The following is a 21,433-nucleotide window of genomic DNA, read 5'->3' as shown; positions in this document are numbered from 1 at the left end:
GGGTACGCGGTCGGCCCGCCGCAGGTCCGGCCGGGCCCGGCCGCCGTTTGAAGCAGGCCCGTTCGGACAGCCGCCCGGTATGAACGGCACCGAGTGGACGACGCTCTGCGACAACCGCGGCCGCCCGATCGACCGGACCCCCGGCACCGGCCCCGAGCCCTGGATCTGGACCGGCACGCGCGGCGGATCCACCGAACCGCTGGCCGCGCCGGCGCACCGGACGGCGGTGCTCTTCCGGTGCGCCGGCACGCTGATCGCCGACATGCCGAACAACGGCGACCCCGGCTGGGTCCGGCCACTGCCGGGCGCGGCCGCCGTGGTCGCCGCGGTACGGGCCCGTGGGGTCGCGGTCGGAGCCCTGGTGGAGGAGCCGGGCGTGGCCCGCGGCCTGCTGAGCCGGGCCCAGGTGGACCTGGTCCGGCGGCGCTGCGAGCAGCTGCTGGGGCCCTTCGACGTCTGGGCGGTCTGCCCGCACGGCGAAGCGGACGGCTGCGCCTGCCGCCGTCCCGCGCCCGGCCTGGTCAGCGCGGCGCACGACTGCCTCGCGGTGCCGGCCCGCCGTACGACCGTGATCGGCTCGGACCCGCGCGACGCCCTGGCCGCGCGGGCGGCCGGGGTGGCCGCCGTCCTGGTGGCGCCGCCGACCGGACGGGCCGGGCGGGTGGCCGGCCCGATCGGCCCGCTCGCCGTCGTCGGCCTGCCCGCGGCGGCGGCCCGGGCGCTGGCGGCGGAGCCGCAGGCCGCGGGCGCGCCGTCGGTGCGACCGTCTCAGTGACTCAGCCGCTGGCGTGACGGGAGGTGCCACCGGCGGGCGGGCTCCTTGTCCGCTCCCAGGTCCGACGCCTCGCCTGCCGGGGCGGCCCCGTGGTCCACGGCGTCCAGGTCGTCCAGGTCGTTCATGTCGTTCACGTCGTTCACTGCGGCCGTGCCGGGCCCGGCCGCGCGTCGGGTCGCCGCCGTGGCGGTGCGCCGGCGGCGACGGGAGCGGCCGGCGGCCATGATCAGCAGCAGCAGCCCGAAGCCGAAGATCAGCGCCAGGGCGGCCCCGGCGAGGAAGGCCTCCAGCGTGTTGGTGGTGGTGAGGTCCTGACCCAGCACGGCGACCTGGTACTCAGGGCCGCCGGAGAGGTTGTCGGCGATCAGCAGGCCGGTGAAGGCACCGGCCGCGGCCATCAGCAGAAGCCCGAGCAGCAGCATGGGATCCTCCGGGGGAATTCGGCGGAGGTCGCGCCTACCCACCCGGGGAGCGGAGTAACGGCGCCCGCCCGATCCCTGCCCCGGCGTGCCCCACCGCCGCACCGCGTGACCGGACCTGGTGGCGGCCGGCCTCGCCCCCGGGCGCCCTGCGGGTCACCTGAACCGCAGCACGATCAGGCTGCTGTCGTCCGCCGTGTCCCCGGTGGCGCGGGCCAGGATCAGGTCCGCCAGTTCGTCCGGCTCGGCCGAGGCCAGTTCCTCCGCGGTCCGGCTGAGCTGCGCCAAGGAATCGCGCAGCTCGGTCCGGCGGCGTTCGACCAGGCCGTCGGTGTAGAGCAGCAGGGTGTCCTCGGGGCGGAGCATGGTGGTGGTCTCGCGGTAGGTGACGCCCGCGGTGGCGCCGAGCAGGATGTTGTGGGCCGAGTCGAGCAGTTCGGCGCGGCCGTCCCGGAGCAGCAGCGGCGGCAGGTGGCCGGCGCTCGACCAGGTCAGCCTCCTGGCACCGGGTTCCAGCACGGCGCAGAGCGCGGTGGCGGTCGGGGGTCCGGCCAGCCGGACGGTCAGCTCGTTGAGCCAGTGCAGCAGGCGGGCGGGCGACTCGCCGGTCAGCGCCAGCCCGCGCAGCCCGTTGCGCAGCGCGACCATGCCGGTGGTCGCCTCGATCCCGTGGCCGGCCAGGTCCCCGACCGCGACCATCACCCGGCCGCCGGGCAGCGGCAGCACGTCGTACCAGTCGCCGCCGACCCGGTAGACCTGGGCGGCCGGCCGGTAGCGCGCGGCCACCTCCAGACCGGGCAGCGGCTGCGGCTGCGGTGTCTCCGGCACCAGCGCCCGCTGCATCAGCAGGGCGAGCCGGTGCCGGGTGTCGGACTCCTCCTGGACGTCGGTGAGCCGGTCGAAGGTCGCGGCCAGCGCCGCCTCGGTGCGGTACTGGGCGGTGACGTCCTGGTAGATCCCGGTGATGCCGGTCAGCGTGCCGTGGGTGAGCAGCGGCTCCGCCACGATCTGCACCCGGCGCTCGACGCCGGCCGGCCGCCGCGGGCGGACCACCAGCTTGAGGCTCTGGCGGCGGCCGAGCAGCCGCCGGGTGGCCTCCGCCAGATCCGCCGCGTCGGCCGGATCGACCAGCGCGCCGAGCTCGGCGAGCGGCACCGGGGCGGCGTCGCCCGGCAGGCCGAAGTAGCCGAACGCGGCCGTGCTCCAGCGGCTGGTGCCGGTGGTGAGGTCGTCCTCGAAGGCGCCGAGCCCGCCGGCGACCCGGAGCACCGAGAAGCTGTGGTCGAGCGAGCCGGAGTGCCACAGCAGCGTCGCGTGCTCCGGGTCCACCGGCAGGATCCGGACGTTCACCAGGGCTCCCGGCTCGCCGGGGTGGTGCACGGCCGGCACCCGCGACTCGACCTGCGGGACCTGGTTCTCCAGTGCCAGGACGAACAGGTCGGCCAGCTGCCGGCTCGCGTACGGGAGCGCCTCGGCGAGCGGGCGCGGGCCGGGCCCGGCCGGGGCGGTGCAGACCTGCCGGGCCGCCCGGTTCGCGTGCTCCACCAGCGGCCCGCCGCCGTCGCCCGGCAGGCGCAGCAGCAGCGCGGGGTGGGCCAGCAGGTCCAGCAGCGAGGTCAGCACCGGCCGGGCGAGCCGGCCGGTCACCCGGTACGGCGCCCGCCGCTCCCGTACCGCCAGCACCTGGACGGCGACCGCGACCAGGGCGGCGACCTGCTGGCGCAGCTCCTCGTCCAGCGTGGTCGGCCCGGGCCAGCAGACCACGGCGACGCCCAGCGGCCGGCCGAGGCCGGCACGCAGCGGGAGCACCGCGCGGGCGCTGCGGCGGGCGGGGCCGGGCAGCCGTTCGGGATCCTCGGGGCCGTCGGGCAGCCACAGTTCGTCCCCCGTGGCGAAGGCGCGGCGCAGCGGGCCGTCCCAGAGCGGCGAGATCCGTTGCCAGTGCGCCCGCTCCAGCCGGCTGTGGCCGGCCCCGCCCACCAGTTCCAGGCAGTCGGCCGCCTCACGCCGCCAGAGCAGCATCCCGCAGGCGCCGAGCGGCCCGAGCCCGTTGCGCAGCAGCGCGCCGGCGATCTCGTCCAGGTCGTCCTGCGCCCCGGGCTCCGTGACGGGGTGCTGCACAGCGGCGGGCGCCGCGCGGTCCGCGCCCTCCAGCAGGCTCTCGGCCAGCTCCTCGGCCCGCTGCCCGAGCGCGTCGGCGACGGCGGCGAGCTGGTCGGAGGCCTCCGGCGCGGCGAGTCCGAAGCGGGCCATCAGCAGGCCGGTGGCGCGTTCGACGCGGCGCTGCGCACCGGCGGGCCCGCGCGGGCCGTCCGGGGCGGCGGGCCGATCGGCGCCCGCCGCCCGGTCGGGGGCGGCGTCGCTGCGGCCGGTGTCCTCCGGTCCACTCGTCATCTCTCGTCCACCCTCACCGGTCCGGTCCCGGGTCGGACACCCGCGCGGGGCCGCCCGTGCGGGAGCCGGGGAGCCGCGGCCCTGCATCTGGCTACGAGCCTGGTTCACCCGGCGCCTTCGCGCAACAAGCACGGTGGGCCGGGTACCGGCGGTCGAGCGGGTGGTCGGGGGGTCAGGCCGGGATCGCCTCCTCCTCGTCGGCGGTGTCCTGCGCGCAGGCCGCCGCGAGGTCGTCCAGCGACAGCCGCAGCGCATGGGCCAGCGCCGCGACCGTGAAGAAGGCCGGGGTCGGGGCCCGGCCGGTCTCGATCTTGCGGAGCGTCTCGGCGGACACCCCGGCGGCCGCCGCCACCTCGACCATGCTGCGGTCGCCTCGCGCCTCACGGAGCAGCCGCCCGAAGCGCTCCCCGCGCTGCCGCTCCTGCGGACTCAACGGAACTCTCACCATGCCCGTGATACTAATACCGGTATAAGTATTGGGTGGCATCGCATCGCAAGGAGACCCGACCATGGTGGAGATCAAGACCGATACGGCGCTGGAGGCGATGCGCGAGGCCGGCCGCGTGGTCGCCCGCGCACTCGCCGCCGCCCGCGCCGCGGCCGCCGTCGGGGTGCGCCTGCGCGAACTCGACGAAGCCGCCCGCGGTGTCCTCGCCGAGGCCGGGGCGCGCTCGCCGTTCCTCGGCTACCGGCCCTCCTTCGCCCCGACCCCGTTCCCGGCGGTGATCTGCGCCTCGGTGAACGACGCCGTGGTCCACGGCATCCCCGGCGACCAGCGGCTGCGCGACGGCGACCTGGTCAGCGTCGACTGCGGGGCCGAACTCGACGGCTGGACCGGCGACGCCGCGATCAGCTTCACCGTCGGCACCCCCCGCCCCGCCGACCTCGCCCTGATCGCCGCCACCCAGCAGGCCCTGGACGCCGGCATCGCCGCCGCCACCGTCGGCCACCGCATCGGCGACATCTCGCACGCCATCGGCACGGTCGCCCGCGACGCCGCCTGCGGGATGCCGGCCGACTTCGGCGGCCACGGCATCGGCCGCCGGATGCACGAGGACCCGCACCTCCCCAACCACGGCCGGCCCGGCCGCGGCTTCCGGCTGTACCACGGCCTCACCCTGGCCATCGAACCGATGCTGATGGCCGGCGGCCGCAACGACTACCGCACCGACCCCGACGGCTGGACCCTGCGCACCGCCGACGGCAGCCGCGCCGCCCACATCGAGCACACCGTCGCCGTCACCGACGACGGTCCCCGCATCCTCACCCTGCTCTGACCCGGCCCGCCGCAGCCCGGTCAGACGAGGACGGCGTGGTCCGCGGCCGCCGCCTCGAGCGCCGCTGCGGTCAGCGAGATCGGCGAGCGCGGGGCGGGCAGCGTGGCCAGCTTCCCGCGCCGGGCGTGCCGCACCAGGTCCTCGGGGGTGAGGGCGGCGACGGCCGCGCGGACGTGGTCGAGCATCGCGGTGGCCGCGGCCAGCACCGCGTCGTCGTCCAGCGGCCGGCTCTCGATGGCCATCGACCGCGCGGAGAGCTTCTGCAGGGTGCGGAACAGGTCGCCGGTGTGGATCTCGCGGATGGTCAACGACAGGTGCACCGAGAGGCCTTCGTCGCCGACGGCCTGGTGGGCGTAGCCCCGGGGGATGTAGAGCACCTCACCGGCGCGCAGGGTGGTCCGCAGCACCTCCGCCGGCGGCTCGCCCTCGACCCGGCCGTGCCGCCAGTTCCCGTCCGCCGGCCCCTCGTGGACGCGCCAGGACTTGCTGCCGTTCAGCTGGAGGACGAGGACATCGGCGTCGTCGCGGTGCAGCGGCACGCCCTGGGTGCCGGCGGGCGTCACGAAGCAGAACGCCTCGACCGCCAGCTGGAGTTCGGCGGAGAGCCGGGCCAGCAGGTCCCGGGTCGGGCCGTGCCACTGGTCGATCCGGCGCATCAGCAGGGTCGCGCCGTCCGCCAGCAGCGCCCGGATCTTGGTCTCGTCGGCGAACCCCCCGTACGAGGAGCCGTGCACCGCTCGCGGGGACAGGTAGGCGTCGGGGCCGAGCGGGTCCTCGGCGCGCGTCATCTCCACGTACGGGTCGGGCAGGAAGCCGGTGGCGAGCGCGGTGTCGACGTCGGCCAGGGTGAACGGGCTGCGCAGGCCCCCGTCCGGCCGGAAGACGCCCGGCCGGCGGCGCCAGTACGCGGTGCTGAAGGCGGCGGGGTCGCCGACCCACGGGGCCAAAGTCGGAGCGTGCACGGTTCCTCTTCCCTACTGATGTCCGCTGATGTCCGCTGATTCGTTCCGCCGGGCGGGGCTGCCGCACCGGTCGCTCACAGGCGGGGGAGCGTCCCCCGGGCGAGGCGCCGGCGGATCTCGCCGGCCCGCACCTTCCCGCTGGTCGTCACGGGCAGGGCGCCCGGGGGCAGCAGGACGACCTCGGCGACGTACAGGTCCAGGGCGCTCGCGAGCCGCCGCCGTACCCGGGCCGCCACCTGGGCGGGCGGGGGCGTGCCGGGGCCGTCCGCCAACTCCGCGACCAGGCACACCCGCTCGACCGCGTCCCCGGCGGGGTCCGGGTCCGGGTCCGTGACGCGGACCGCCGCGCAGCGACCGGGCCGCAGGCCGTGGACGTCCTCGCAGACCGCGAGGACATCGGCCGGGTAGAAGTTCCGGCCGTGCTGGACCAGGACGTCGTCGCTGCGGCCCACCACGTACAGGTGGCCGTCGCGGGTGAACCCGCGGTCCCCGGTCGGGTGCCAGTCGGCCGGGCGGTGCGCCGCCGGCCAGTACCCGCTGAACAGCTGCGGCCCGCGGACGGCGAGGTCCCCGATGCGGGCGCCGCCGTCGGGCCCGGTGGGGGCGCCGTGCACCCGCAGCTCGGTGCCGGGCAGCGGTGTCCCCGAGGAGAGCAGGACGGTGGCGCGTTCCCCCGGCGCGGCCGGGACCACCTCGCCCGCGCGCAGCGCGTCGGTGCGCACGGCCAGCCGGACAGGTGGGCGCTCCGGGGTGCAGGCGGTGACGGTGAGGGTGGCCTCCGCCATGCCGTAGGAGGGGCACAGGCTCCGGGGCGGGAGCCCGGCGGCGGTGAACCGCGCCGTGAACCGGTCCGCCGTGGCGGCCCGCACCACCTCGCCGGCGCTGCGGGCGACCCGCCAGGTGCGCAGGTCGAGGGCGGCCAGCTCGTGGTCGGTGACCTTGCGGGCGCACAGGGCGTAGGCGAAGTCCGGTGCGCTGGACAGCGTCCCGCCGTGCGCGGTGATGGCCGAGAGCCAGGCGCCCGGGCGGCGCGCGAACGCCTCGGGCGCCATCAGGACGGACCGGTACCCGCCGAACAGCGGACGCAGCAGCCCGGTGACGAGTCCCATGTCGTGGTGGAGCGGCACCCAGGTCACGGCGACGTCCGCCGGGCCCTCGCGGTAGACGCGGGCCGCCTGGGCGCAACTGGCCTGCAGCGCCCGGTGGCTGACGACGACGCCCTTGGGTGCGCCGGTCGAGCCGGAGGTGTACTGCAGGAAGGCGGGCGCGTCCGGCGACAGTGGGCAGGTCGCCCCGCCCGCCGGGGTCGGGGCCGGGTCGGGGTCGGCGTCGGCCCCGACCGGCTCCGGCCAGGGGTACACCCCGCCGGGGACGTGCAGCCCGCCCAGCGCGTCGCGGACCGCGCCGCGCCACGCCGCGGTGGTGACGACCAGGGCGGGACGGCAGTCGGCGGCGATGCCGCGCAGCCGTCGGGCGAATCCCTCGGACCGGGTGGTCGCCGGGGTGGCGGCGGGCACCGGCACGATCCCTCGGCCGATGGCCGCGAGCAGGGCGACGGCGAACGACTCGTCGTTCGGCAGCACCAGGACGATCCGCTCGCCCGACCGCACCCCCAGGGCGGCGAGCCTGCTGCCGAACCACTGGGTGAGCGAAAGGAGTTGACGGTACGTCAATTCTTGTTCGTCGATGCCGTCGAGGCAGGTGAGCGCCACCGCGTCGGGTCGGTCGAGCGCGTGGCGCAGCAGCCGGTCGTGCGCGGTCGCGGGCGGCTCGTCCGGGGTCATCCGCGGCCCTCGTCCGCATCCTCCGCCACCTCGGCGAGCGCGGCACGCCTGATCTTGCCGCTGGGCGTGCGGGGCAGCGAGCCGGACGCCGCCAGCACGACCCGCGGTGCGGGCAAACCGAGTTGACGGGCGGAGGCCTCGATGGCCGGGACCGGGTCGGGAAGCGCGTCACCCTCGCCGTGCTCCACGAAGCACAGCGGTGGCGGGCCGGCCAGCACGACCGCGTCGGTGACGCCGGGCAGCAGCCGGATGCCGTGTTCGAGCCGGGCGGCGCCGAGCTCCTGCGGGCTCCCGGCCCGGCCGATGAGGAACAGGTAGCCGTCCGCGTCGAGCAGACCGACGTCGCCCGTGACGTGCACCGGCGCCTCGGCCTGGCCGCGGTCGGCGGCGCGCAGCCGGACCTCGATCTCGCCGGCCTCGCCGGGCGGCAGCACCCGGCCGTCCCGGGTCACCTCGATCCGGATCCCGGGCAACGGGCGGCCGACCGACCCGGGCTTGCGCAGCCACTCCGGGGTGGTGATCTCGGTCAGCACGCTCCGGGAGGTGCCGTAGTACTCGTGCAGGACCGGCCCGAAGAGCTCGACGGCCGCGCGCTTCACCGCGGGCGGGCACGCACCGCCGCCGTGGAACACCACCCGGAAGGGTCGTCGTGGGGCCCGGCCCGCCCCGACCAGCTCGGTCAACCGGTCCGGGCTGAGGAACACGCTGTCCGCCGCGTACCGGTCGGCCAGCTCCACGAACCCGTCCGTCGACCAGGTGCGCTGGACGACGACCGGGCTGCCCGCCTGGAGCGCGTACAGGGCCGGGCCCAGCGTGCCGAGGTGGTAGGTGGGATTGGCCATCAGGTGCGGTCCGAGCTCCGGGCCCGCGCCGTACCGCTCGGCGACGGCCACGCCCTTGTAGGGGCGCACCGGCCTGGTCCGGACGACGGCCTGCGGGACGCCGGTGGTGCCGGAGGTGGCGAACACGAGGTGCCCGGCGGCGGGCGGTGCGGCCGGGGCGGGCGCCGGGGCCACGGCGGCGAGCAGCTCGTCGTCGCCGACCACGGGGCAGGGCAGTGCGGGCCCGCCCGGGGCGGGCGAGCCGGTGGTGATGTGCAGCGCGCCGTTCACCCCCGCCAGCAGGCCCGGGCCCTCGGGGAGCGCGAGCAGGCGCGGGGCGACCGGGAAGAGGCCGTACCCGTACCGCAGCGCCGCGAGGACCAGCGCGAAGAAGCGCGGCCCGGTGGGGATGTCGGTGGACAAGACCGTGCCGTCGGGCACGCCCCGGGCCCGCAGGGCGCCCGCCAGGGCGTCCGCACGGGCGGTCAACTCGGCGAAGGTGCAGCTCTCGTCGTCGGCGACGACGGCCGTGCGGTCGGGGGCCGTCCTCGCGGTGGCCCACGGGTCCCAGAGGTGGGGGCGCATGGTTCCTCAGCCTTCGGGGGTCGAGGCGACGGGAGGCGCGGGGACGGCGGCCAGGGCGGCGGCCAGGGCGGCGAAGTCGGGGAGCTGCACGAGCAGGTCGGCGTCGACCTCGATGCCCAGGGCCTCCTCCAGCCGGACGGCGAGCTCGACCGCGGCGATCGAGTCGCCGCCCAGGGAGAAGAAGTCGTCGGTCGGTTCGGCCGGGTGGCCGAACACCTCGCTCGCCGCGGCCAGGACCGCGTCGATCGGTGCGGGGGGCATGACACCTCCAAGGGGTGGCTGAGGGGCGGTGTCCGGGACGGACCCGGTCGGGGGAGGGGGCGGGCTCAGCCGGCGGGTTCGGCCGCCTGCGCCGCGGCGGCCGCCAGGACGTCGTCGAGGACCGCCCGGGCCGTCGCCCCGCCCACCCGCAGCCCGTCGTACCGCAGGCCGATCAGCAGGCGGTCGCGGTACTCGGTGCACCGCAGGTGCAGCGCGTGCAGGTCCGTGACGGCGATCCGGCGCAGCTCGTAGGCGTCGGCGGTGATCCGTAGCGCCCCGGTGTCCCGGACGCTCGCGTGATCGCCCTCGAACCGGCGCAGGTTCACGTAGATGTCGCGGCCGACGGGGGCGCCGTGCTGCGCCTCGGCCTCCCGCGTCACCGCCGTGATCTCCGCCGCGGTCAGCCGCTGGTGCTTCAGCGCGTTGAGCAGCCCGGCCCGGACCCGGCCCCGCACCGCGTCCGGGTCGCCGGCCGGGTCGGCGACGACCAGCGGGCAGGAGGCGGCGAACATCCCGACCACGTCCCGGTCCCGGGGCGGGCGGGAGTCCATCGAGGTCCACAGGCCCACCTCGGTCCTGCCGGTGCGGGACGCCAGCGCGTGGACGAAGGACCCCACCGTCCACTGCAGCAGCCCGAGGCGGGCCTGCGCGCAGGCGGCGCGCAGTGCGGCGGTGGTCCGGGCGTCGAGCTCGGCCCGGAGCATGCCGCCCTCGGCGGCCGGCTCCCGGGTGCCCTCGCCGGCGGGCGTGCGGTCCGGCGACGAGGGCCAGCGGGTGCGGGCCAGCCGGCCGAGCCGCTCGCGCCAGTCGGCCAGCGCCCGTTCGCGCTGCGCGGGGGTGGTGCCGGCCCGCTGGCGGGCGGCGGCCTCCGCGAAGGACGGAGCACGGTCGGGGACGGGGTCGCCGCGCCGGACGGCCTCGTAGTCGCGCCAGACCTCGTGGGCGAACAGGTGGTGCGCGCGCCCGTCGAAGACGAGGTTCTGGAAGGTCGCGATCAGGGCGTGCCGGCCCGCGTCGTACCGCAGCAGCCGGATGGCGAACGGCCGTTGCTCGCCGTACCGCCAGGGGGCGACGCAGTCGCGGGAGAGGATCGCCGAGACGTAGCGGTTGAACTGTTCGGGGGAGGCGGCGGCGACCTTCTGGCACTCGACCACCTGTTCCGTCGCACCGATGGGCCGCAGCCGCTGTTCGGGGTCCGGGCCGGGGTCGGCGGGCAGTTGCAGGTGCAGGGCGTCGTGCCGGGTCACGAAGGCCCGGACCGCCGTCAGCAGGGCGTCGGTGTCGAGGTCGCCGAGGATCTCGAAGCCGAGCCGGACGTTCTTGTGGGCCCAGGCGTCGGTGCGGGTCTTGGTGTGGAACCAGTCCTGCTCGTAGGTGAAGGGGACCGGGGCCGCGGGCGCCGGCCGGTCCGGGGTCAGATCAGGCACAGGTACTCCTCCCCGGTCTTCTTGAGCGCGGCGGGCTCGCCCGCCTCGACGATCCGCCCGTCGCGCATCACGATCACCTGGTCGGCGTCGTCCAGGACGGTGAGGCGGTGGGCGATGACGACGACGGTGATCCCGGCCGCCAGCAGGTCGCGCATGATGGCCTCCTCCAGCGCCGGGTCCAGGGCACTGGTCGCCTCGTCGAGGATGACGAGCCCGGGGCGCTTGGCCAGGGCCCGGGCCAGGACGATCCGCTGCCGCTGCCCGCCCGACATCCCGTGCCCGCCGGGGGCGACGAGCGTGTTGTAGCCCATCGGCATGGCCGTGATCTCCTGGTGGATGTGCGCCAGTTGCACGGCCTTCTTCAGCTCGTCCTCGCCGATGTCCTCGCTGCCGAGCAGGATGTTGTCCCGGATCGACCCGCCGAACAGGTGGGCGTTCTGGTTGACGTAGCCGATGCGGCGGCGGTAGGTCGGCCGGTCGAGCTCGGCGAGGGAGGTGCCGTCGACCGTGATCGTGCCGTCGGTGGGGACGTACAGCCCGGCCAGCAGCATGCCGAGGGTGGACTTGCCGGATCCCGAGCGGCCCACGACGGCCACGAACTGGCCCGGCCGGATGTTCAGTTCGATCCCGGAGAGGGTGGGCCTCGGGGCGCCGGGGTAGCGGAACGAGACCGCCCGGGCGGCGATCCGGCCCGGCTCGGCGACGCCCGTCCCGACCAGGAGGCCGCGCGGCTCGGGCGCGGCGCGCAGGACGTCGTCGAGCCGGGCGAGGGTGGGCCGGATGGCGGCGAGCTGGGAGCCGGCGTCGAACATCCCCTGCATCGGGATGAACAGGGCGATGGTCAGGGTCATGAAGCCCATCGCCTCGCCGAGCGAGTCGTGGCCGGTCAGCACCTGCCGGATGCCGGCCAGCAGCACGGCCAGCGGGGCGGCGAACTGCACGGTCCGGCTGAGCGAGGAGAAGACGGCGAGGCTGCGGCGGGCGTTCAGGCGCTTGTTGACCTCGTGGACCAGGGTGTGCGACCAGCGCTCCGCGGCCGTGTCCGCCAGGCCGCTGGACTTCAGCGAGGAGATGCTCTCCAGCATCTCCACCAGCTCCTCCTGCGCCTTGGTCTGGCGTTCGAGGACCTCCTGGCTCAGCTCCGTCTGCCGTCGCCAGGTCAGGGCGAGCAGGCCGGTCTGGACGGCGACCAGGGCGGCGACGAGCGCGGCCATCGCCGGGTTCGCCACGGTGAGCGCGACCAGGTAGGCGAGGACCAGCAGGCTGTCGAGCGCGGCCGAGACCGCGGTCACGCTCAGCACCTGGATGAGGACGCTGCTGGCGCGGGCCCGCATGGCGAGGTCACCGGGGTTGCGCACGGTGAAGAAGTCGTAGGGCAGGTCGGCCAGGTGACCGACGATGCCCAGGGTGAGCCGCTTCTCGATCACGGCCTGGCGCTTGGCCACCAGGACCGACCTGGTCAGCTGGAGGACGAGGAACAGGACCGCGAGCCCGGCGAGCAGCGCTCCGGCGCCCGCCAGGGTGCTGCCGGCGCCGTCCGGCACCACCCGCTCGACCAGGATCCCCGCGGTGAGCGGCAGGGCGAGCTCGAAAGCCATCAGTGCGACCGAGGCCGCCAGCAGCAGGCCCAACTCGCGGTGGGTCGGCAGGAACTGGCGCAGCCGGCGCCACGGGCTACTGGTCCCGGTGCCGCGGACGGCCGGGCCGCCGCGCTCCAGCGGCGGTTCGAACTCCAGCGCCACGCCGGTGAAGGACTCCGCGACCGCCGCCATGCTCAGCCGGCGGCGCCCGTAGGCGGGGTCGACGACGTCCACGTACTCCTTGCCGGCGGCCTCCAGCACGACGAAGTGGCTGAAGTTCCAGAACAGGATCGCGCCGGGCCGCAGCCGCCGCAGGGCGTCCAGGTCGGCGCGCACGCCGCGGCCCTTGACGCCGTGCTCGCGGGCGATCTCCAGCAGGGTGCGGGCGGAGGCGCCGTTGCGGCCGGAGTCGGCGCGGGCGCGGATCTCGTCGAGGGACACGTCGACGCCGTGGTACCGGAGCACGGTCACCAGGGCGGCCGGGCCGCAGTCGCTGACCTGCGTCTGGAAGCAGACGGTCGGCCGAGCGGCGGCCGAGCGGCCGGGGAAGGGGATCCGCTCGCGGACGGCGGTCAGCCGTTCGGCGAACCCGCGGGGCGGGACGGGCATGTGGCCGAGCACCGGCCCCAGGCCGTCGCGCCTGCGGTGGTGGTCGAGCGCCTCGGGCCGGAAGCGCGATTCACCGGTCATCGATCCCGATCCCTTTCTCGTACATCACCGGCGTGTGCCGGGAAGAATTCCCGACACACGCCGGTCACTGAGGTGTCCCGCCGACCGGGACCTCGGGGCGGTGGGCTCGCGCCCACCACCGCCGCAGCTGGCCGGGCGGCAGGACCGCCCGGCCGGGTGGCACCGGCGTCAGATGGCGCAGTGCGCGGCGATCGCGAACTGACCGCCGACGATGTCGTCCAGCTCCTCGTCGGAGAGCTCGGTGATGTCGATGTCGTTGAAGTTGGTCATGACGTTTCCTTTCCGAAGGAGCTTTCTCGCGCCGCGGACCCGGTTCCGCCGCGACCGCGGCGATTTCCTCGAATTCTGCGGAGAGCCGGCCCGGAAGGGCGGCACCCGGCCGAAGGCCGAGGAGGACCGCGCAGGCCGCGACAGCACCACGTCGTACGGTGCGGGAAAGCTGGTGTTTCTTGCATTTCCGGTCGGGCTGACCGGATGTCAAAACCATAGAACCGTACGAGCCTTGCTGGCAAGCCCCGGAGCGTCGAATTATCGGAATTCCGATGACCCCGGTAAATGGGCATGCTGAAGCGGCCGGAAACGGCGGCCGGGAATTCTGGAATTCCCGACCACCGGCGCCGGCCGCACAGGGCCAATCGCGTGCGGAGACATCCGCGGTGGAGTTGCTCGAATGGTTCGAAGGGGTGGGGAAGGGCTCAGAACAGGAACGGGACGGCCGCGAACGCCGTGGAGCCGAAGCTCGGCAGCCGCTCGCCCGGCCCGTCGGGCCGGGGCGGAACCGGAAGGTCCAGCAGGGCACGTACGGTCGCCTCGATCTGGACCACGGCGGCCGAGCGGCCGAGGCAGTGGTGGATCCCGCGGCTGAAGGTCAACGCGGCCCCCGCCCCTTCGGGCCGGCGGGGATCGAACCGCTCGCCGTCGGGGAAGACGGCCTCGTCCCGGTTGGCGGAGGCGATCACCAGCTTGACCGGGGCGCCGGCCGCGATCCGGTGGCCGGCGACCACGAGCCCGTCGACGGCGATCCGGGAGGCGAAGTGGAAGGACGCGTCGTGGCGCAGGGCCTCCGCGACCACCGCCTCCGGCCGCACCTCGCCGGACCGGACGGCCTCCACCAGCAGCGGATCGGCGAACAGTCCGAGTGCGGCGACCGCGATCGCGGTGCTCACCGGTTCGACCCCGCCGGTCAGCAGCTGCGCGAACAGCGCCGTCACCTGGTCGAGCGACAACTCCCCGGTGCGCCAGAGGTCGTGCATGATGCCCGCGACCTGGCTGCCGCGCCGCGGCATGAGCACGTCGGTCAGGTAGGCCCGGAGCGGGCCCAGGGCCGCCGTGACGCCCTCGGCCGCGGGGACCTGGAACCCCGGGCTGGTCAGGTAGCCCATCACGGCCGCCGACCAGGCCAGGACCTGGGACTCCTCGGCCGACTCGACGCCCAGCATCGAACAGGTCGCGCGGACCGCGAAGGGCACCGCGAAGTCGGCGAGCAGGTCGTGCCGCCCCGGCCCCAACCCTGCGGCGAGCGTCCGGGCGAGCCGGTCCAGGCCGGCGGCGTCCGCCCGCGCGGCCGCGGGCGTGAACGCCTGCTTCAGCGGGGACTTGAGCAGGGTGTGCACCGGTGGGTCGCAGAACGCCATCCACAGGTTCAGCCAGGACTCCACGGGTTCGACCGCCGCGCGCAGGCCCGGCTCCATGGCCGCGACCTGGGCGGTCTTGTCCCGCGACCGCAGCCCGGGATCGGACAGCAGTCGCCGGACGTCCTCGTGCCTGGTCACCAGCCAGCAGTGCGCGCTGTCGCTCCAGTGGACCGGGGCGTGCCGGCGCAGCCGGGCGTACAGGGGGTAGGGGTCGGTGAAGTTCTCGGCGGCCATCACGTCGCCGATGTCGCTGCTGAGGAGCATGCTCTCCGTCCTCGTCAGGTCGTCCTGGTCAGGGCGTCCGGGTCAGGTGTGCTGGGCCCGGGAGCGGTAGAAGGACGGTGCCTTCTCCCTGCGCAGCCGGACGACGTCCGCGGCCTCGGCCGGGGTCGACCAGCCGGTGGGCAGGTCAAGACCCAGCAGGTCACGGACGATCGGCGGGTTCCGGTCGAGGAACCCGGGGGTGAGCGCGGGGCCGTAGTGCTCCTGCGGACGCAGGTAGCTCCGGGCGAACAGGACGGACACGGTGAGCCGCAGGCCGTCGTTGGTGCGCGGGTGGGCGCCGTGCCAGGTGTTGCCGTGGAAGACGATCGCCGAGCCGGCCGGTGCCTCGACGGGCACCGCGGACTCCGCCGCCAGGTCGCCGCGCGGACGGTGTCCGTAGCGGTGGCTCCCGGGGACGATCCGCAGGCAGCCGTCGGCCCGGGTGTAGTCGCTCAGGCAGTAGTTGACGTTGGCCAGCTGGGCGTAGGGAGCGACCGGGTCGGGGACGTACGCGGTGTCCGAGTGGATGCCCAGCCCGGTGCTCCCGGGACCCTTCACGTAGCCCGTCATGCTGCTCAGGACCCGGTTGCGGCCGAGCAGGTAGGTGATCAGCTGCAGCGGCTCGGGCCGGACCAGCAACTCCTCGTAGGCGCGGCCGCCGCGGGTCAGCAGCATGACGACCTCCTGCGTGCGGTCACGGTGGCTCGCACCGGAGCGCAGGTCCACGGGGGCCGCGCCGCCGCGGGCGGCGTCGTCCTCGGCCGCGGCGGACAGCAGTCCGCCGCGCAGGTCGGCGAGCGCCGACGGGGAGAGGGCGTTCTCGACGACCGTGTAGCCCAGGACGTCGAGGTCCACGACGTGGCGCTCCAGCGGGGCGAGGTGCGCCCGCAGTTCGACCAGGCCGTCGGTGAGCGGTCGGTGGCCCTCGTCCCTGGTCGAGCGCAGGTGTTCCAGCACGTCGTCCTTGCCTCTCACTCGGCGGGGGTTCGGGTAGGGGGATGCGTGGCCATCGCGAGCTGGCGGGGCGCGGTGGCGCGTTGCGGCGTCCAGGAGCCGCTCGCGCAGGCCTCGGGGCGCGGGGTGAGCCGGGCGACGCCGCGCAGGATCCGGTCCTGCGCCCACATCAGCCGGGCGGTGCGGCAGCCGGCCGTGGACGCCGCGAAGTAGCGTGCGATGCAGGCCTCCAGCGCCCGGACCTTCGCCGGCTCGCGCTCCGCCAGGGCCGCCCAGCCGCGCCGGCTGCGCAACTTCTGGCGGCACCACTCGGGGTAGGTCCGCGGGGCCGACACCTCCACCCTGGCGTTCGCCGCGTACGCGAACCGGGCGCCGGCGCGTTCGGCGGCGAGGCCGATCGAGGCGTCGTCCACCAGGGCGACGTCGAGGCTCTCCGGCAGGAGTTCGCTGCGCAGCGCGTAGAGCGCGCCGGGGAGCGCCCAGCGGTGCTCCGGCCGCTCCGAGCGCAGCAGGTTCCAGGCGTCCGCCGACATGGAGGCCCAGTGGGTCAGCAGCCGGGCGACCGGCGGGCCGGCGGCGGCGCCGAAGGTGATCCGGCCGGCCGCGACATCGGCCGTGCCGGCGCGGATCGTCCGCGTCAGTTCGGTGAACGCCGCCGGCTCGGGCCGCACGTCCGCGTCGACCAGGACCAGGACGTCGCCGCCCGCGTGGGCCGCGCCGACGCGCAGCGCCTGGAACTTGCCCGGGCGCTCGGTGGCCAGCCAGCGGATCCGGCGGTCCCGGATCGGCGGGCGGTGCAGCATCGGCGACGTGGTCGGGGTGACGACGAGCAGCTCGAACGGTTCGTCGAGCCGCTCGGCGGCCCGCAGGATGCCGGGCAGCGTCGACGGCAGGGTGAGTTCCTCGTTCCGCGCCGGAATGAGGATGCTGACAGTCGTGCCGGTCATGGTCATCCCCCTTCTCGGCCTGCGGCCTGACACTCGTTCATGCGGTGCACAAGGAACGTATGACAGAACATGACTGCTAGTCAATATTATTTGTCATAATCAGTCTCCGATGGGCGGCCGGACGGCGGCGGCCGCTCAGCCGGACATGCGGGGCTGCACCGACTCCAGAAAGGCGTGCGGCCAACCGGGCTGCACGGCCGAGGCGCGCTCCAGCCGGTCGAGGACCGGCCCGGGCAACCGCAGCCGCGCCCCCTGCAGGCTCTCGGCCAGGTGGGCGGCGCTGGAGGCGCCCACGACCGGGATCAGTCCCTTGGCCCGGACGAACGCGACCGCCACGGCGGCCGCCGGGACCCCGAGCTCCACCGCGGCCTCGGCGGTCAGCCGGGCCCTGCTCCCCGGCTCCCCGTCCGCCCCCGCGGGGCGCAGCAGCCGGCCGCGGCCCAGCGGTGACCAGGCGAACACCGGCAGGCCGAGGTCCCGGGCCATCGGGAGCAGCTCCCGGTCGCTGTCGCGCTGCGCGAGCGAGTACTCGACCTGCATGGCGGTGAACGGCGCGCGATCCCTGAGCTGCGCCGCGGTCTGGTAGCGGCTCACCACCCAGGCCGGGGTGTTGCACACGCCCACGTACAGCACCCGGCCCGCCCGGACCTGGTCGTCGAGGGCGGGCAGCAACTCCTCGACCCGGGTGCCGTGCTGCCAGGCGTGCACCCAGAGGATGTCCACCCGGTCCGTCCGCAGCCGCCGCAGGCTCCCCTCGAGCGACTCGACCAGGCTGCGCCGGGACAGGCCGCCGGTGAACGGTGCCCCGGGGCCGCGCAGCCCGAACTTGGTGCCGAGCAGGAACTGGTCGCGGCAGCCCCGCAGCAGCCGGCCGAGCATCAGCTCCGACTCCCCGTCCGCGTAGGTCGGGGCGGTGTCCAGCACGCTGCCGCCGGCCTCCCGGTACGCGCCGAGGATCCGCCCGCAACAGGCGTCCGCGGCGGACGGTCGCCCGGGCAGGCCGAAGTTCAGCGTGCCGAGCGCCACTTCGGACACCCGCACACCGGTGGCCCCGAGGGGCACCGGTGCGAGGGGCGGTACGGCGGCCGCGGACGTCACCGGGTGATGACCTCCAGCCCGTTCAGGTACGGCCGCAGCACCTCGGGCACGGTCACCGAGCCGTCGGCGTTCTGGTAGTTCTCGACGATGGCCACCAGGATCCGCGGCGAGGCGACCGCGGTGTTGTTCAGGGTGAACGCGAACTCGTTGCGCGCACCCGCCCGGTAGCGGATCCGCGAGCGCCGGGCCTGGAAGTCCAGGAGCGTCGAGCACGAGTGCGTCTCGGAGTAGCTGTCCCGGCCGGGCATCCACGTCTCGACCTCGTGCTTGCGGTACTGCCCGAGACCGGTCTCGCCGGAGCACGCCAGCGCGACCCGGTACGGCAGCCCCAGACCCTGGAGGATCGTCTCGGAGTTGTCGAGCAGACCGTAGTGCTCGCGCTCCGAGACGGCCGGGTCCGCGTGGCAGATGACCACCTGCTCGACCTTGGTGAACTGGTGGACCCGGTACAGGCCCCGGCTGTCCCGGCCCGCCGCGCCGGCCTCGCGCCGGAAGCAGGTGCTCCAGCCGGCGTACCGCAGCGGCAGCTGCTCCTCGGCGAGGATCGAGTCGCTGTGCATGGCCACCAGACCGACCTCGCTGGTGCCCACCAGGTACAGGTCGTCGGCCGGGAGCTGGTAGGTCTCCTCACGGCTGCCGGGGAAGAAACCGGTACCGAAGAGCGCCTGTTCCCGCACGATGACCGGCGGGATGACCGGTGTGAAGCCCCGGCCGACCACGGTGTCCAGGGCGTAGCGCAGCACCGCGAGTTCCAGCAGCGCGCCCGGTCCGGTCAGCGCGTACGACCGGCCGCCGGCGAACTTCCGGGGCCCGTCCAGGTTGACCATGCCCAGGCCGAGCATCAGCTCCAGGTGGTCGCGGACCGGGAAGTCGAAGGTCCGCGGCGTGCTCCAGGTCCGCACCTCCAGGTTGTCGCGGTCGTCGTCGCCCTCGGGCACCTCGGGCGCCAGGATGTTGGGCACCCGTGCCAGCAGCGCGTCGAAGCGGGCCCGCAGCTCCCGGTTGGCCTGCTCGGCCGCGCGGACCCGGTCGCCCAGCTCCTTCGCGACCTGCCGGCCCTCGCCGCCCGCGCCGACCTGCTTGGAGGCCTGCTTCAGGCCGTGCCGCAGGGTGTCGAGCTGCTCGGTCGACCGGCGGACCTCCCGGTCCAGCTCGACGAGGTGGTCGATGTCGATATCCACCCGCTTGGCGTGCGCCGCCCGCTTGACCGCGTCGGGGTCGGTCCGGATGAGTTCGAGGTTGATCATGGCGGAGGAACTCCTTGTCCCTGGGCGTTACCGGCCGGCTCGGCGCCGGTCGACTGACTGGAGGAAGCCGACCGCGACCGCTTCGAGCTGGTCGGCGGCCAGGACGAGGTGCCCGACCGGCACGTACTCGTCGGGGGCGTGCGCCTGGTCGAGGTGCCCGGGTCCGTGGACCACGGCGGGCGTGCCCGCCCGGGCGAAGAACCGGGCGTCGCTGCCGCCGGCGAACGAGCAGCGCTCGCCGGACCGGTCGGCCGAGGCCCGGTCGAAGGCGCGGACCAGGGGGTGGTCGTCCGCCACCGCGTGCGACTCGCAGCCGCCGCCCTGGTACGGCCGGACGGTCAGCGCACTGCCGGGACAGGCGTCGGCGACGGCGGACGCGGCACGGGTGTAGACCTCCATCACGGAGTCGTGCCGCTGCCAGGGAAGGACCCGCACGTCGCACCGCAGCACGCAGCTGCTCGACAGCGTGCCCGGATGGCCGGGGGCCGCCAGGTGGCCCACGTTCAGCCGGGGGTGGTGGGGGAACGCGGGATCGGTCGGCATCCGCGTCAGCAGCGCGTCGACCTCCGCCATGAAGCGGCGGGCGACCTCGACGGCGTCCTGGCCCCGCGACGGCGTGCCGGCGTGCGCCCCGGTGGTGGTGACGGTCACCTCGGCCCACGCGTTGCCGAGCTGCGCGGCCGACGGCAGGCAGCCGGTGGGCTCGCTGACGATGGCCGCGTCGGCGGTGAGCAGGCCCTCCGACAGCAGGAACGCGGCGCCGAGCCCGGAGCCGTCCTCCTCGTCCGCCACCCCCTGCACCTCCAGCCGGCCCGACCAGTCGTCCCGCCGGGCCAGCCGCTCGGCCGCGACCACCATGGCGGCGAGACCGCCCTTGGTGTCACAGGCGCCGAGCCCGTGGAGCAGCCCGTCCGCGATCCGGGCGACCAGCGGGTCGCTGCTCCAGCCCACCGGATCCGCCCCGGGCGGCGCGGCGGGCTTGGTGTCGAGGTGTGCCTGGAGGATCAGGTGCGGGCCCTCGCCGCGCTCCAGGGTGGCGAGCACGTTGGGCCGGCCCGGGCGGGCGTAACGCCGCCGGACGGCGAAGCCGGCCCGCTCCAGGCGGTCCTGGACGACGGCGGCGACCGGCTCCTCGTCGCCGGGCGGGTTCGCGCTCGGGGCGGCGATGAGCTCGGCGCACAGCCGGACGACCGGATCGTCGGGCAGGGCGGGGACGGTGCCCGTCGGCGCCGGGCTCGGCGCCGGTACGGCGAGGTCAGTCATGGTGCAGTCCTTCCAGGTAGAAGCGCGCGGTCGAGTGCCGGGCCAGGCTCCGCGGATCCGCGGTGAGCAGGCCGCGCCCGTCCAGCCACCGCCCCTTGCCCTCCGCCTGGCGGCGCAGCGAGGCGACCGTGCGGGGGTGCTGGAGGTCCCGTCCCGCGACACCGGCGTACCGGCGCGGCAGGAGGACGGGCCGCGGGTGGTCCTCGGGGAGGGTGTCGAGCAGGGGGGCGTACCAGTCGTCCTCGGGGACGGCGGTGTCGAGCAGTTCGGTGCCGGTGGCCGGCTCGAACCTCCACCGGCCGGGGTGACGCTGCGCCAGGTACCGGGGCAGCGGCAGGACCTCCACCCCCGCCGGTGCGAGGACGGCGGCGAGCCGGCTCGCCGCCAGGTCGAGCAGGACGACGGTCGACCCGCCGGGCGTGGCCCGGCGCAGTGCCTCGACGGCGCGGCGGTCGTCCGCCGGGCGCCCGTCGTCGGCGAGCAGCCCGCAGGCCGCGGCGGCCCACCGCTCCCACACCTCGTGACCCTCGGTCGGCCCGCCGCCACCGTCCAGCGCGGTCAGCAGCCGCCGGGCCCGCGCCGGGGCGTCCGGCCGCAGCGCGGTGAGGTAGGGGCTGAAGGCGATCAGGGGCCCCGCGCCCGCGGTCGGGCCGGACGCTTCGGGCAGCTCCGGGTCGAGGCGGCGCAGGCGGGCGACCGCTTGCGCGCGGACGGCTTCGAGGCCGCGCTCGGCGGCGCTCGCGGGCGGCCGCGGCGGGCCCGGGTCCGCCGCGGGGCCCCCGCGGTTCAGCGCGGACCACAGGCTGTCCAGCTCGGCCGGCAGGTCGACCCCGGTCGGGCAGGGGGCGACGCACAGGCCGCAGCCGGTGCAGTCCCAGAAGGTCGGGTCCACGGTGGGGGGTGCGTCCCCGTCCCGCACCGCGGCGAGCAGGGTCCACACCCGTCCGCGCGGCCCGTCGTGCTCCATCCGGGTCTCGAGGTAGGTCGGGCAGGAGGACAGGCAGAGGCCGCAGCGGGTGCAGCGGTCCAGGGTCGTGCCGGCGATCGTCAC

18 protein-coding genes are annotated in these 21,433 nt (G+C 75.5%); 2 read left to right on the top strand and 16 right to left on the bottom strand.

Annotated elements, in window-relative coordinates; all coding sequences use genetic code 11:
• The first annotated feature begins 79 nt into the window (after nucleotides 1–79).
• Nucleotides 80–775 (top strand): HAD-IIIA family hydrolase, encoded by a 696-nt coding sequence (locus ABT014_RS28670; protein WP_350642117.1) that lies wholly within the window; start codon nucleotides 80–82, stop codon nucleotides 773–775.
• On the opposite strand, the gene ABT014_RS28665 is transcribed toward ABT014_RS28670, so the two are convergent.
• The 3 genes from ABT014_RS28665 to ABT014_RS28655 all read right to left on the bottom strand — a co-directional run bounded on the left by ABT014_RS28665 (nucleotide 769) and on the right by ABT014_RS28655 (nucleotide 4,036).
• The gene (locus ABT014_RS28665) at nucleotides 769–1,197 is read right to left on the bottom strand and encodes a hypothetical protein (RefSeq protein ID WP_350642116.1); all 429 of its coding nucleotides are present in this window, start codon (nucleotides 1,195–1,197) and stop codon (nucleotides 769–771) included. The genes ABT014_RS28670 and ABT014_RS28665 overlap by 7 nt on opposite strands.
• A gap of 153 nt (nucleotides 1,198–1,350) precedes the next feature.
• Complete coding sequence (locus ABT014_RS28660) at nucleotides 1,351–3,588, bottom strand: SpoIIE family protein phosphatase (protein WP_350642115.1); 2,238 nt, start codon at nucleotides 3,586–3,588, stop codon at nucleotides 1,351–1,353.
• Between the two features lie 172 nt (nucleotides 3,589–3,760).
• Nucleotides 3,761–4,036, bottom strand: coding sequence for a helix-turn-helix domain-containing protein (locus tag ABT014_RS28655; RefSeq protein ID WP_350642114.1), 276 nt, complete (start codon nucleotides 4,034–4,036; stop codon nucleotides 3,761–3,763).
• Between the two features lie 61 nt (nucleotides 4,037–4,097).
• On the opposite strand from ABT014_RS28655, the gene map reads away from it, so the two are divergent.
• The gene (gene map / locus ABT014_RS28650) at nucleotides 4,098–4,865 is read left to right on the top strand and encodes a type I methionyl aminopeptidase (RefSeq protein WP_350642113.1); all 768 of its coding nucleotides are present in this window, start codon (nucleotides 4,098–4,100) and stop codon (nucleotides 4,863–4,865) included.
• A 20-nt stretch (nucleotides 4,866–4,885) separates the two neighbouring features.
• Here the strand turns inward: map and ABT014_RS28645 are convergent, their stop codons facing one another.
• From ABT014_RS28645 to ABT014_RS28585, 13 genes are all read right to left on the bottom strand, one after another.
• Entirely contained in the window at nucleotides 4,886–5,827 is a 942-nt protein-coding gene (locus ABT014_RS28645; RefSeq protein WP_350642112.1) for a JmjC domain-containing protein, read from the bottom strand.
• A 74-nt stretch (nucleotides 5,828–5,901) separates the two neighbouring features.
• Nucleotides 5,902–7,611, bottom strand: a complete 1,710-nt coding sequence (locus tag ABT014_RS28640; RefSeq protein WP_350642111.1) for an AMP-binding protein — start codon at nucleotides 7,609–7,611, stop codon at nucleotides 5,902–5,904.
• On the bottom strand, nucleotides 7,608–9,017 hold the full coding sequence (locus tag ABT014_RS28635; RefSeq protein ID WP_350642110.1) for a class I adenylate-forming enzyme family protein: 1,410 nt from the start codon (nucleotides 9,015–9,017) through the stop codon (nucleotides 7,608–7,610). Before ABT014_RS28635 ends, ABT014_RS28640 begins: the two co-directional genes overlap by 4 nt.
• A gap of 6 nt (nucleotides 9,018–9,023) precedes the next feature.
• A complete protein-coding gene (locus ABT014_RS28630; RefSeq protein WP_350642109.1) occupies nucleotides 9,024–9,278 on the bottom strand; it encodes an acyl carrier protein in 255 nt (84 codons plus the stop codon).
• 65 nt (nucleotides 9,279–9,343) lie between these two features.
• Nucleotides 9,344–10,705, bottom strand: a complete 1,362-nt coding sequence (locus tag ABT014_RS28625; RefSeq protein WP_350642108.1) for a condensation domain-containing protein — start codon at nucleotides 10,703–10,705, stop codon at nucleotides 9,344–9,346.
• The gene (locus ABT014_RS28620; protein WP_350642107.1) at nucleotides 10,693–12,975 is read right to left on the bottom strand and encodes a peptidase domain-containing ABC transporter; all 2,283 of its coding nucleotides are present in this window, start codon (nucleotides 12,973–12,975) and stop codon (nucleotides 10,693–10,695) included. Before ABT014_RS28620 ends, ABT014_RS28625 begins: the two co-directional genes overlap by 13 nt.
• 695 nt (nucleotides 12,976–13,670) lie before the next feature.
• Nucleotides 13,671–14,873, bottom strand: coding sequence for a cytochrome P450 (locus ABT014_RS28615; protein WP_350642106.1), 1,203 nt, complete (start codon nucleotides 14,871–14,873; stop codon nucleotides 13,671–13,673).
• A 42-nt stretch (nucleotides 14,874–14,915) separates the two neighbouring features.
• Nucleotides 14,916–15,848 carry a phytanoyl-CoA dioxygenase family protein gene (locus ABT014_RS28610; RefSeq protein WP_350642105.1) on the bottom strand — a complete coding sequence of 311 codons (933 nt, stop codon included), beginning with the start codon at nucleotides 15,846–15,848 and terminating at the stop codon, nucleotides 14,916–14,918.
• Nucleotides 15,845–16,774 carry a glycosyltransferase family 2 protein gene (locus ABT014_RS28605; RefSeq protein WP_350642104.1) on the bottom strand — a complete coding sequence of 310 codons (930 nt, stop codon included), beginning with the start codon at nucleotides 16,772–16,774 and terminating at the stop codon, nucleotides 15,845–15,847. Before ABT014_RS28605 ends, ABT014_RS28610 begins: the two co-directional genes overlap by 4 nt.
• Before the next feature lie 135 nt (nucleotides 16,775–16,909).
• Entirely contained in the window at nucleotides 16,910–17,809 is a 900-nt protein-coding gene (locus ABT014_RS28600; RefSeq protein WP_350642103.1) for an aldo/keto reductase, read from the bottom strand.
• Nucleotides 17,810–17,868: 59 nt separating this feature from the next.
• Nucleotides 17,869–19,119 (bottom strand): serine--tRNA ligase, encoded by a 1,251-nt coding sequence (gene serS, locus ABT014_RS28595; protein ID WP_350642102.1) that lies wholly within the window; start codon nucleotides 19,117–19,119, stop codon nucleotides 17,869–17,871.
• A gap of 27 nt (nucleotides 19,120–19,146) precedes the next feature.
• Entirely contained in the window at nucleotides 19,147–20,382 is a 1,236-nt protein-coding gene (locus tag ABT014_RS28590; RefSeq protein ID WP_350642101.1) for a M20 family metallopeptidase, read from the bottom strand.
• Complete coding sequence (locus ABT014_RS28585; RefSeq protein ID WP_350642100.1) at nucleotides 20,375–21,433, bottom strand: 4Fe-4S dicluster domain-containing protein; 1,059 nt, start codon at nucleotides 21,431–21,433, stop codon at nucleotides 20,375–20,377. Before ABT014_RS28585 ends, ABT014_RS28590 begins: the two co-directional genes overlap by 8 nt.

The sequence above is a fragment of the Kitasatospora sp. NPDC094015 genome (assembly GCF_040304075.1).
Lineage (GTDB): Bacteria > Actinomycetota > Actinomycetes > Streptomycetales > Streptomycetaceae > Kitasatospora.
This window is presented reverse-complemented; position numbering and strand designations above follow the sequence as displayed.

Bases quoted from the DNA above. Each gene is read 5' to 3' on its own strand.
- ABT014_RS28670 (WP_350642117.1), top strand. From the start codon at position 80: ATGAACGGCACCGAGTGGACGACGCTCTGCGACAACCGCGGCCGCCCG.
- ABT014_RS28665 (WP_350642116.1), bottom strand. From the start codon at position 1,197: ATGCTGCTGCTCGGGCTTCTGCTGATGGCCGCGGCCGGTGCCTTCACC.
- ABT014_RS28660 (WP_350642115.1), bottom strand. From the start codon at position 3,588: ATGACGAGTGGACCGGAGGACACCGGCCGCAGCGACGCCGCCCCCGAC.
- ABT014_RS28655 (WP_350642114.1), bottom strand. From the start codon at position 4,036: ATGGTGAGAGTTCCGTTGAGTCCGCAGGAGCGGCAGCGCGGGGAGCGC.
- map (WP_350642113.1), top strand. From the start codon at position 4,098: ATGGTGGAGATCAAGACCGATACGGCGCTGGAGGCGATGCGCGAGGCC.
- ABT014_RS28640 (WP_350642111.1), bottom strand. From the start codon at position 7,611: ATGACCCCGGACGAGCCGCCCGCGACCGCGCACGACCGGCTGCTGCGC.
- ABT014_RS28635 (WP_350642110.1), bottom strand. From the start codon at position 9,017: ATGCGCCCCCACCTCTGGGACCCGTGGGCCACCGCGAGGACGGCCCCC.
- ABT014_RS28630 (WP_350642109.1), bottom strand. From the start codon at position 9,278: ATGCCCCCCGCACCGATCGACGCGGTCCTGGCCGCGGCGAGCGAGGTG.
- ABT014_RS28620 (WP_350642107.1), bottom strand. From the start codon at position 12,975: ATGACCGGTGAATCGCGCTTCCGGCCCGAGGCGCTCGACCACCACCGC.
- ABT014_RS28615 (WP_350642106.1), bottom strand. From the start codon at position 14,873: ATGCTCCTCAGCAGCGACATCGGCGACGTGATGGCCGCCGAGAACTTC.
- ABT014_RS28605 (WP_350642104.1), bottom strand. From the start codon at position 16,774: ATGACCGGCACGACTGTCAGCATCCTCATTCCGGCGCGGAACGAGGAA.
- serS (WP_350642102.1), bottom strand. From the start codon at position 19,119: ATGATCAACCTCGAACTCATCCGGACCGACCCCGACGCGGTCAAGCGG.
- ABT014_RS28590 (WP_350642101.1), bottom strand. From the start codon at position 20,382: ATGACTGACCTCGCCGTACCGGCGCCGAGCCCGGCGCCGACGGGCACC.